This window comes from Tissierella praeacuta DSM 18095, from assembly GCF_900128955.1.
GTDB lineage: Bacteria > Bacillota > Clostridia > Tissierellales > Tissierellaceae > Tissierella > Tissierella praeacuta.
Genome location: NZ_FQTY01000002.1, coordinates 423,793 through 434,741, shown reverse-complemented (window position 1 = coordinate 434,741; position 10,949 = coordinate 423,793). Strand labels below are relative to the sequence as shown.

Here is a 10,949-nt window from a genome sequence, read left to right as displayed (position 1 = left end):
ATTTTTGGGATTTACATTCTACTCTAGTTCTATTAAAGGAAGTTTATCCATCCCTTCTACTTTAAAATTAATCTTATTTACATTCTACTCTAGTTCTATTAAAGGGATACAGATTTATATCTGATTCACTAACTGACAATGTATTTACATTCTACTCTAGTTCTATTAAAGGCTTCTTTAATCGTTCCATCTGCAAATTCTAATTCTAAATTTACATTCTACTCTAGTTCTATTAAAGGTTCTTTGCTTGCACGCCTTAATACATATACTCCCTCATTTACATTCTACTCTAGTTCTATTAAAGGACAAGCTATTAAAGTCAAAGAGGTTTATTATAAAGAATTTACATTCTACTCTAGTTCTATTAAAGGATTAGGATCTATGGATATTACTATTCTTTTTAAATCATTTACATTCTACTCTAGTTCTATTAAAGGGCGTTTCTTTCAACTCATTGATTTTGCTGATGTTAATATATCATCTTTGTCGATCTCTAATTTTACTTGTTATATTAGTGTGTTTATTTACTGAAATCTTCAAATAATCACTTTCATTTATTAAATATAACTGTTTGTCAATGTCCTACAATATTTGCACTATTATAGGTCGACAAGATATAATTTAAAAAAAATTAGATGTTTTCTCATCCACTATTCCTAGATAATCTTTTTCTAACCATCTTTCATCTCTACTCTTAAATACCAATACAGAATCCTTATCCTTTCTAATATGTTTATTTAATTCAGTTTTCAACTTCATATAATTCAACTCAGTCAAATTTCCCTCAAATACTGATTTTTGAATATGAGTTAAATACTTCTTACAAATTTTAAAAGTATTTCTAGATACTCTGGAACCATTATCATCTGCCAAAATATCATAAACAAGTATCACATACATATTATATCACCACCATATTTTAAATCCAGAATATTCTTTTTCTCCAATTATATGTTTAATCAACTTATAACACTCTAGTCTAATAAGATACCTATAGGAAACATCTCTTCCTAATTCTTTATGAGATATTGTACTTTCCAATCTCTTATCATATTCCATAAGTATTTTTCTTTTACCAGATTCCTTAAGATATAAAAAATTTGATTCTCTTTCAAAATCTTCCTCTGTTATTTGATTCTTATTGAGCATAGAAAACATCATCCTATCTCCAATTAAAGACTTAAATATTTCTGCAATATCTAAAGACAGCGAAAATCTTTTTGTTCCTGGTTCATGTAGAAAACTTACTGTTGGATTTAGTTGAGTTTTATATATTTCGCTTAAAGTTGTTGTGTAAATAAGACTGTTTATAAATGAAATAAGAGAATTAATCATGTTATCTGGCGGTCTTTTTACTCTCTTTTCAAATTGTATATCTTGTTTTACAATATCATTCCAAGTTGAATAATATGTTTTTCTAATATTACCTTCTATGCCCATAATTTCATTGATAGACTTTCCATAATCTAATTTTTTAATCAGGCTATCAATTTTTCTCATTGGTTCTTCTAAATCAACACCTCTTCCATTATAGTATCTTAAATTCCTATAAATATTAAAAGATGCAGCTTTTAATATTTCTTTAGCAATCTTTAGTCTTTTTTCCTTATTGTCATAAACTTTCACCTGTTGTACAAGTAAATATCCGCTTATATTTGCCTCTCTAGGATAATAACTACCACTATAGAATCCATAATAGTTAAATACATGTAGTATAATTCCTTTCTGGGATATAAAATTTAGTAATTTCGTATTTAAACTTACTTCACCAAATAAATATACTTCATCAGTAACTTCAGCTTTCAGATTCTTTTCTTCACCATCTAAATTTGTTATTACTACATTATTATCCTTCCGTTTTAAATCTCCATCTTTTAAGATATAGAATGCTTCTCCCAATACTCCACCTCCTATATATAACAAAGTTCATAATAAGAACACTTCTTACAAAAGAGTTTATTAATAACTTCAGGAGGCAAATCCATATTGATTATATTTTGAATTTGTTCTAATACCTCCATCAACTCCTCTTCCTCTGAAGTAGTTAGAAATATTTCCTCTCTCTTTCTTAAAAGGGGATAATCTAGTATTCCCTTTTCTATGTTAACTCCCTTACTTCTTAGAACCCAAATATAATATTTAAGTTGCCATTTACCAGCTTCATCTAATTTTCTAGATTTTTTAACTTCATGTATAACCTTCCAGTTTCTCAAAAAATCAATATTTATGGTTTCATCTATTAATATACTCTTCTTTTCTCTTCCATAGGAATTTTCATCTATTAACTTCCCCATTCCTACTAATTCACTATTAAACTCCATATTCAAATCATTATTGAAATACCATAGCTTTCTTTTACATATGAAATAATAATATATCATTACCCCTGTTATTTTCTTCACTTTATCACCTTTTCACTCAAAAGATTCTACCTTCACAACTTCTAGTTTCTTTCTCAACATAATCTTTAGATTTATATATTATCCCAACTTTATCATTATAATCACACTCAAATATCTCTATAAATTCATATTTGCTAATATCTTTCTTTTCTAAAAGATGTTTTTCTGCTCGATATAATGGTATAGATAAAGTAAAATCATCCAAGCTAATTCTAGCTTCCAATTTTGCTTCCTTCATCCTTTTTCGTTCTTCTAAAGTAGCATCTTTATCGTATTCTTGTTTTAATATCTTTATATATCCATCTATTCTAACTTTATTATCCTCATATATAGTCTTAGGTATAATTGTTTTAGATTCTATATTTCTAAATCTCTCCATAACTTCTTTCTTAGACATTTCATAAGGATCTATTAATTTTAAATATTGTATAGCGTCTATTAATTTATCATGGTACTCTGTGTCCTTTAGTTTTTCCATAGTATATATACTGTCTATTAAATTTATCTTTTCATTTTCCGTAATAGCTCCTTTTACATTGTCTAAAGCTTCCTTGGAAAGTTTAAATATATATTCATCTATAACATTTCCAACACCACTACATTTAAAATCTCCACCATCGAATACATAGCAATTATATCCTTCTTTATCCCAGTCTCTATCCCTATAACATCTTCCAAATCTTTGAAATAGTCCATTTAAGTCTGAAAGTTCTGTAACAAGAATATCAAAATCTATGTCTAAAGATGCTTCTACTACTTGAGTTGTTATCCATATTCCTTTACATCCTTTTTCCTTATTTCCAAACTCTAAAATTTCATCTTCTTTTCTTTTTCTGTCTTTTTTTATAAATCCACTATGAAATAAATTTATATTTTGTACAATCTCCTCATCTTTTGATAGTTCTCTATATATTCTTTGTGCCTCTTTTACAGTATTACATATAACTAGAACTTTATTATCATTATATACTTCCTTAACAAACTCTGAATTTAGCTTTTCATGTTTTACCTTTACACTATGCCTTATTCTTGTATTTGTAAAAGGTTCAGGCTTTAGAAACTTTACATTTTCTTTTTCTAATAATTCTACGAATATCTGTGGTAAGGTTGCTGTCAATATAGCAAATTTTCCACCTATTTTGTCTATATATGATAATCCGACAACTAAATATGCTAATAAATCTGGCGTATACATTTGTACCTCATCTATTACTACTTTAGAATATGCTAGGGTAGCAAGTTTTGGCTCGAATCCTCTATATCTATATACAAAATCAAATATTTGATCCATTGTACAAACGGTTAGAGGCAATGATAATTGCTTTGTTTTATTATAATATTCATCAAAATCTATTTCTTCTTTTTTACTTAAATATTCTCTTTTAATATCTGAATGTAAAAGTCCTACTTTATTTTCATAATCATCACTGACTATCTTCTCTATTATTCTTTTATACATTGCATTTATAGCTGTTTTAAGTGGGAGTGTAAAAAAACCCTTATTATCTCCTATCCATAGAAGTCCAGCTTCTGTCTTACCCATGCCCTTTGATGTCAAGAGAATGATAAAAAATTTTTAAGATTTTTACACCTACTTATATTGTACTTCAAATCCACCATTGTGGTGTACAAGTATTTTTAAAATGTATTTTTCTACCAACTCTTTTGTTAAGATAGAAATATCTTCATTATCTACATTCTCCGGATCTGTGTCATGAATACATTGATTCAATCTTAGTATTCTATCATTTATCTTATTCTTTACCTTGATAAAATCTTCCCTACTGATTTTATTCGCCTTGTATTTTTCAAAACTTTTTATTTTTTCCTTCTCCAGCTTTTCAATTTCCAAACTGTATGAATGTATTTCCTGAATATTTCCCTTTACGTATCTTTCTTGCACATCTATCTTCTCCTGAAGAAGTTGTAAAACTTGTTTTTCAATGACCTCTATTTTTTCAAAATTAGTCTTTATCTCTTTCATCATACAGGTAGAACAAGCCAAGTTCCTAGCTTCTTTGCGTTGCATAATTACAAGTGAATGTCCACAATCCTTACAATACAGCACCTCTTGCAATGCTGATTTTTCTTTCTTTTTACTGCTTGACACATGCTTAATTGCTCTTGAGGCTAAAATGCTTTGTACTTGATTAAATTCCTCATAGCTGATTAATGGTGGATGGTGATTATAAATACGCCCCCATTCTTCACGTGGGATCTTTGTCGTTAAACCGCCATATAGCTTTGTTTTCCTTACAGTATTAAATATGAAGGTGCCTGTGTACATTTCATTTTTTAAAATCCTGCAAACACTTGAATTCATCCAGATTGTTTTTGTGTGATTTTCGGTATAAATACTACGTTCTTTATAGGTTTGACCTGTAATTTCCCTTTTCCTTGCACTTGGTGTAATAACAGACTCTTTATTAAATGTCCTCGCTATTTGGATTGTGGAATACCCCTCAAGTATCATACCGAACATTCTTTTTACATATTCTCCGGTTTTTTCATCAATCATGATTTTTGTTCTTTCATCAGGATCTCTGATATATCCATAGGGGGGATTTGCCTGCATACATTTACCTTGTTGTTTCAGGGCAAGAAGACTATTTCTTACTTTTTCAGCAGTTTCTTTTGCATAAAAATCTGATAGAAGTCCCTTAAATTGAATACCTATATCTATTCCAGTGTCTGACTCTTTTTGGCTATCATAGCCATCATTTACTGAAATAAAGCGGATGCCGAGAAACGGAAAGATATTTTCAAGATAATCTCCAAGTGTAATATAGTCTCTCATAAACCTTGAAATATCTTTTACGATAATGCAGTTTACTTTCCCAATTTTTACATCTCCAAATAATCTTTGCAGTGCCGGTCTGTTTAATGAGGTTCCACTATAACCGTCATCTACATACTCTTTGATATTGAAGGCATTTAAATCCTTATCAAGAGAGATATAGTGTTTTAAAAGTAATCTTTGATTGGATATACTTTCACTTTCCAACTTTTCTTTTTCATCAACCGACAATCTCATGTAAAAAGCAATATTATTCTCCAAACAGATCACCTCCAAATCTATCTAAGCCAGCAGGAGTAAACCTAAACTTAATATCCAAATGATTGTTTTCTCCTACTTCTATTTTTTCTATCAGCCTTACCAACAGCTCTCTTGAAAGTTTCACTTTCTCTGAAGCGGAATATAATAGTTCTATCCACTTTATAGCTTCTTTTTTCTTATATTTGAGGTCTTTCTCTTTCGTATCATTTTGAAAAATATCTTTCTTGATCACCTTAATTTCAGAAATTAAATTGTCTTTATAAGAAAGATATTCTGATTTTTTTATTTCGCCCTTTACATATTTTTCATATAGCTTTTGCATAAATAACTGCTTTTTATCCAATGAAGCATAGAACTTATCTTTTTCCTTTTGATACTTCTCAAGCTGTATTATCCCTTGAAGCTCTATTTTTTGCTTAAATTTCTCTACTCCAGATATATTTTGCAACTGCTCCCTGATTAACTGTAAAATCAGCTGATCGAGTGTTTCTTCTTTTAAACGAATTTTAGGACAATCATATATCTGACCATTCGAGCGGTTGTTATCAAAAACATAGCTGATCCGTTTATGAATGACACCACTGCTCTCCGGATGTCTTGGAATTTGAAATCCTGTTGCTTTTTCAAATATAAGATTTTTATAGCGATTTTCCGGTGCTATACCTGTTATAGTTTTAAGCTTTGAATGAAGTTTCTTTTCTCTTTTTAACTCCTCTCTTTTTTGCTTTCTGTTTAATCTTTCTTGCTGCACTTTTTCAAAATCTTCTTCAGATATGATGGCTTCATGTGCATTTTCTATGACAATCCACTCATCCTTTGGCAATATCTCCTGATTTTTACCTTGAGATAAGCTTTGGCTTTTAACACCTTGAACCAAAGCTCCTGTATATACTCTTGCAACAAGAATATTATCTACGGTGCCTTTTCGCCACTGATAATCTCCTTTATGCTGATACATTCTTCCTGTCTTGTTGTATGTGGCAGCTGTTGTATAGCCAATTTCATTTAAACGCCTGGCAATTACTATTTGATTATCTCCCTCTAAGCTCCACTTAAAAATCTGCTTTACCACAGGAGCGGTATTTTCATCAACTTCTAATTTTCTGCCTCCTGTAACCTTTTTTACTTTATAACCATAGGCTGCATTTGTTCCAATAAAAAAGCCACTTTTTGCCAGAGTAAGCTTTGTTGTTTTTACTTTTGTTGAAATGTCCTTTGAGTACATATCATTAATCAGATTTTTTATGACAATCTCAAAGTTCTTTTTGTTATCAGATCTGTCTATTGTATCAAAGCGATCATTTACTGATATAAATCTTACCCCCATAAACGGAAACACCTTTTCAATATAATTTCCTATCTGTAAATATTCTCTGCCAAATCTGGACATATCTCTTACAATAATACAGTTAATCTTCCTATTTCTAATATCCTGCATCATTTCCTTAAAAGCGGGTCGCTCAAAATTTGTACCTGTATACTCATAGTCGCAATATGTTTTTTCAACTGCAATTCCTTTTTCCTTTGCAAATTCTATACAAACTTCTTCTTGTATAGAAATTGAACTGCTTTTGTTTCGATAGGTTTCCGTTCTTTCATGAGATAGTCTTACATAAATTCCGGCATGATAGATGATTGGACTATTTTTCTGTATTTCTTCTATTTGAGGTGTTTCCAAGTATCTTTTTTTAGTTCTTGCCATAGTACCACCTCGCATTTTTATTATTCTTCAGAAATATTGTATTTTTCTTCATCTGGCATACCTCACTTTCCTATTTACGTTTCCCATTTCAGAAAGAGATGCCCTATCCTTATTGCTTTTTTCTTTTGTGATTTCTTCAATCATTTCTAATTTCTGAGCATGGTTAAAAACAACTTCAATTTCTTTGTTCTCTCCAATCAGGATTCTGTCAATCAGCATTACCACTGATAATCTGTCAAGCGTATTCAGCTCTTTATACTTTTTAATATCAATAATCCAATTCTTATTCTTTTGAATGCTTTCTTTGATGTTTCTTTGCTTTTCCAACCTATTCTTGATATTTTCTTCAAGCTTTGAAAGTTGCTCAAGGTAGTTTTTCCGAAAAAGTTGATATTCCTCTTTTGTAATAACATCCTCTTCCAAATCCGTATATAAGGATGAAATAAGATTTTCTGTCATTTCCTTTTCACGTTGTAAGATAGCAATTTGACTATCCTTAATATCCACATTAAAATCAATATTTTTTACAATACTATAAAGCTTTTCGTTAAAGGAAACATATTGCTTTAACAACTTAGTTATCGCTTCTTCTAAAGCTTTCAGTTTAATGCTGTGTCTTGTGCAGGTCTTCTCTTTATTGTATTTGGAGCATATATAGAAAATATCAGTTTTTTTATTGGTTTTTACAGTCCTACGAACCATAGGGCTGTTGCAATCCTTACAAAACAGCATACCTGCAAATAATTCCACTTGTTGCTTGACTTTGGTGTTGAAATCTCTTTTTAAAAGTACATTTGCGATTTGAAACACTTCTTCACTGATAATAGGCTCATGGGTATCTTCTACACTTATCCAATCAGACGGGTGAATTTCTAATTGCTTTTTATTTTTGTAGCTGATGGTTGCACTTTTACCCTGCTGCATCACGCCGATATAAATTTTATTTTCTATAATACGATTGATAGCTTTTGCAGACCAGTTTCCGCCTTTCACCGCTTCAAAGCCACCCTTATAGTTTAAACCCTGCTTTTCTTTATAGATTTTCGGAGAATCTATGCCTAAGCTGTTGAGTTCATCTCCGATTGCTTTTGACGAATAGCCTTGTAATTTCATATCAAAAATAGCTTTAATGATATTTCTTACATTTTCATCAACCACAAGTTTGTTCTTATTTTCCTCACTTTTCTTATAGCCGTAGGGTGCAAAGGCACCGATATATTCCCCATTCAGTCGCTTTACTCTTTGTGAGCTTTTCACTTTATTTGAAATATCTCTTGAGTAACTGTCATTAATAAAGTTCTTAATCGGAAGAATAAGGTGCGTGTCGCTCATATCTGCATGTTTGCTGTCATAATTGTCATTAACGGATATAAATCTTATCCCTATCTCTGGAAAAATCCGCTGAATATATCTTCCTGCTCCGATATAATCCCGTCCGAATCTGGACAGGTCTTTTACAATAATGGTGTCAAATTTCTTCTCATAGGCATCATCTATCATCCGACTGAACTGAGGACGCTGAAAATTAGCTCCGGAGTAGCCGTCATCAACATACTCTCCAACAACTTGAATATCCTTATTTTTAAGATATGCTCTAATGATTTCTCTCTGATTGCTAATGGAGTTGCTTTCTATCGCTTCTCCATCTTCCTTGGATAGTCTTAGATACATTACTGCTTTATTTTTAAACACAAAAAAGCCCCCTTCAATTTGATTTATACAATAAACCAAATATAAAGGTTAGGCTTCCACGCATTTATTATAACGCTCCTCATATTTCATTGCAATACCTATGCTATATTTTTTTATTTTCAGATTATAATGATGGAATTATACAACTTATTCATTGTACTTTACCATCATCCTATACCATAAGCAGTTTTTCTTTAATGTACGCCGTCACTAAATGCTCTAAATGAAGTCCTGTATCTGAAAATCTTACTTTAATTTTAATACCTTCTATTTGATCTATCTTTTGCCCCTCTTTTGCCTCCTTAACTGTAAATCCCACGACTTCCCTATCTTTCGTGGAATTTCCCTTATTTTCTTTCATAAGAAAATTCTCCTCTCATAAATTTAAGTTTTTTGACATTGACAGGTGTGTTGGCTATTAGCACACAACATAGGAATTTCACCTCCGCCTCTTTTCCAGATGAGCCGGCAACAACTGTAGAAGTATCATTATCCCCATTTATATCATCGCAATAGGCTGCCACACCTATTTCCTATCTTCAAATTTATCGCTCACTTTCTTCTATCCTTTGCTTTTGCAAGTATTCGTTTAAACCGAGAAAATACCTAAAAAATTTAAATCTAAGATTCCTCAGCAGAAAGCTCCTGGCGTTTGTTGATAGCTGCTCTATAAATGGTTAACGTCCTGTCTTGGTCTATGAAGTTGTCAAAGAACTGTTTTCTTATATCTGCAAATATATTTAATTTTTCCAAGGTTAAAACTCCCTCTATATATAAACCTTACTTTCAAGGACTTTTGTTTCCATTTTTTAGAAAATTTTTCAAAAAAAAAAATAGCTCCTTCATACCTTAATATACAAAGTATTCTAAATATTAAAGAAATAACAATGTTATGTTAACTCATTCTGCTCACTTGTTTATAAGAATTAGCTTTGTTCAAATTGAAACTTATTAAAAATATAAGGCGATTAAGATTTTTTCTCTTAATCGCCAAGTTAAACTAGTTCTATAAACCTTTAATTTTTTAATCATATATTATAAATTTATTCTATTCTTTGTATTTCGGCAAATATTGCCATATGATCTGAATTGTACAAGTTTTTTACCTCTATGTTCTTTACCAAATATTGATTTTTAGGTATTAAAATATGGTCTATTGATGTTCTAAAAAAATATGGCAATTTCACATTCCATGTTCCTCTATTATATATAGATAAACTATTTAATACATCTTCATGTGTTATTATATCATTTAAGGCTCCATGCCTCATAGTAGCATTAAAATCTCCTATAATTATAGCATCGGGCTGTTCTTTAACTATGTCATAAGAAATTAGTTCTAAATCCTTTTTCCAAATATCTATCAAACCTGGCAATGGAGGAGCTGTGTGTAGTCCTACAATACTAGGTATTTGTTCTGAATCTGATTTTAAGTATATTGTCCCAAATCTAGTCATAGGTACTTTTTTGTTATTACTAAATTGACACCTTCCTTTTTTGATAATTATAGTCACTGGTGCAATGCTACCTTCGGTGGAAAGCGAGACAAATGACTCATATTTACCAAAATCCAAATTGGCTGCACTAAATAAATCTTTCAATCTTTGTTGAGATATATCGCCTTTTTCATATCCTTCCAATTCAGGTAAAACAGCTATATCAGCATCAAATTCTCCAAATATCGTGTAAATGTTTTTTCCGTCAATGTTATTAGCGGTATTCCATTCAACAATTTTAACAGTATGTGTTGTATTTAAAGTACTACCCTTTGTTTTTGTGTCTGATCCGAATATTATAAGTATTACAGATAAAATCAATATCCCAATCCAACCCATAAATAATATATTTTGATAAGAATATCTATTCATATACAACATAACTATTAAAATTACTACTGAAATGATAGAGATAATAAAACCAAATATAATCGAAAATGAATATAAATGCAATAAAAAAATCTTTGTTGATAATACCTTATTTAAATTGCTTTTTTGAAAAAAACTGTAAGAAAAAACTATTATCATATATATTAAGAATAGCGTTCCAAAAATAATATGTTTTTTTGATATTATTTTCATTTTCCCTCCATAATTTT

The 10,949-nt window shown here is 30.3% G+C and carries 11 protein-coding genes and 1 CRISPR repeat array; all 11 genes read right to left on the bottom strand.

What is annotated here, in order from left to right:
* Positions 1 to 9 precede the first annotated feature (9 nt).
* A CRISPR array of direct repeats spans positions 10 to 437; the repeat unit is 30 nt; unit sequence ATTTACATTCTACTCTAGTTCTATTAAAGG.
* Positions 438 to 621: 184 nt separating this feature from the next.
* On the bottom strand, positions 622 to 900 hold the full coding sequence (gene cas2, locus BUB33_RS04670) for a CRISPR-associated endonuclease Cas2 (protein WP_072973656.1): 279 nt from the start codon (positions 898 to 900) through the stop codon (positions 622 to 624).
* 6 nt (positions 901 to 906) lie between these two features.
* The gene (gene cas1b, locus BUB33_RS04665) at positions 907 to 1,899 is read right to left on the bottom strand and encodes a type I-B CRISPR-associated endonuclease Cas1b (RefSeq protein WP_072973654.1); all 993 of its coding nucleotides are present in this window, start codon (positions 1,897 to 1,899) and stop codon (positions 907 to 909) included.
* Between the two features lie 11 nt (positions 1,900 to 1,910).
* Positions 1,911 to 2,402 (bottom strand): CRISPR-associated protein Cas4, encoded by a 492-nt coding sequence (gene cas4, locus BUB33_RS04660; protein ID WP_200778120.1) that lies wholly within the window; start codon positions 2,400 to 2,402, stop codon positions 1,911 to 1,913.
* A 16-nt stretch (positions 2,403 to 2,418) separates the two neighbouring features.
* Entirely contained in the window at positions 2,419 to 3,945 is a 1,527-nt protein-coding gene (gene cas3, locus BUB33_RS04655) for a CRISPR-associated helicase Cas3' (protein WP_084725175.1), read from the bottom strand.
* Between the two features lie 48 nt (positions 3,946 to 3,993).
* Positions 3,994 to 5,460 carry a recombinase family protein gene (locus BUB33_RS04650; protein ID WP_084725161.1) on the bottom strand — a complete coding sequence of 489 codons (1,467 nt, stop codon included), beginning with the start codon at positions 5,458 to 5,460 and terminating at the stop codon, positions 3,994 to 3,996.
* Positions 5,450 to 7,162, bottom strand: coding sequence for a recombinase family protein (locus tag BUB33_RS04645; RefSeq protein ID WP_072973652.1), 1,713 nt, complete (start codon positions 7,160 to 7,162; stop codon positions 5,450 to 5,452). Before BUB33_RS04645 ends, BUB33_RS04650 begins: the two co-directional genes overlap by 11 nt.
* Before the next feature lie 48 nt (positions 7,163 to 7,210).
* Positions 7,211 to 8,833 carry a recombinase family protein gene (locus tag BUB33_RS04640; RefSeq protein ID WP_084725173.1) on the bottom strand — a complete coding sequence of 541 codons (1,623 nt, stop codon included), beginning with the start codon at positions 8,831 to 8,833 and terminating at the stop codon, positions 7,211 to 7,213.
* 193 nt (positions 8,834 to 9,026) lie between these two features.
* Entirely contained in the window at positions 9,027 to 9,215 is a 189-nt protein-coding gene (locus tag BUB33_RS16540; protein ID WP_072973647.1) for a hypothetical protein, read from the bottom strand.
* A complete protein-coding gene (locus BUB33_RS16535; RefSeq protein WP_234949978.1) occupies positions 9,202 to 9,378 on the bottom strand; it encodes a hypothetical protein in 177 nt (58 codons plus the stop codon). Before BUB33_RS16535 ends, BUB33_RS16540 begins: the two co-directional genes overlap by 14 nt.
* A 97-nt stretch (positions 9,379 to 9,475) precedes the next feature.
* Positions 9,476 to 9,607: a hypothetical protein gene (locus BUB33_RS16730; RefSeq protein WP_268807660.1), complete on the bottom strand. Its 132-nt coding sequence runs from the start codon at positions 9,605 to 9,607 to the stop codon at positions 9,476 to 9,478.
* 290 nt (positions 9,608 to 9,897) lie between these two features.
* Entirely contained in the window at positions 9,898 to 10,932 is a 1,035-nt protein-coding gene (locus tag BUB33_RS16285; protein WP_072973645.1) for an endonuclease/exonuclease/phosphatase family protein, read from the bottom strand.
* Positions 10,933 to 10,949: the final 17 nt, after the last annotated feature.

What these genes read in the sequence shown, in the direction of transcription:
- cas3 (WP_084725175.1), bottom strand. Translation starts at nt 3,945, where the DNA reads ATGGGTAAGACAGAAGCTGGACTTCTATGGATAGGAGATAATAAGGGT.
- BUB33_RS16540 (WP_072973647.1), bottom strand. Translation starts at nt 9,215, where the DNA reads ATGAAAGAAAATAAGGGAAATTCCACGAAAGATAGGGAAGTCGTGGGA.
- BUB33_RS04640 (WP_084725173.1), bottom strand. Translation starts at nt 8,833, where the DNA reads ATGTATCTAAGACTATCCAAGGAAGATGGAGAAGCGATAGAAAGCAAC.
- BUB33_RS04645 (WP_072973652.1), bottom strand. Translation starts at nt 7,162, where the DNA reads ATGGCAAGAACTAAAAAAAGATACTTGGAAACACCTCAAATAGAAGAA.
- BUB33_RS16285 (WP_072973645.1), bottom strand. Translation starts at nt 10,932, where the DNA reads ATGAAAATAATATCAAAAAAACATATTATTTTTGGAACGCTATTCTTA.
- cas2 (WP_072973656.1), bottom strand. Translation starts at nt 900, where the DNA reads ATGTATGTGATACTTGTTTATGATATTTTGGCAGATGATAATGGTTCC.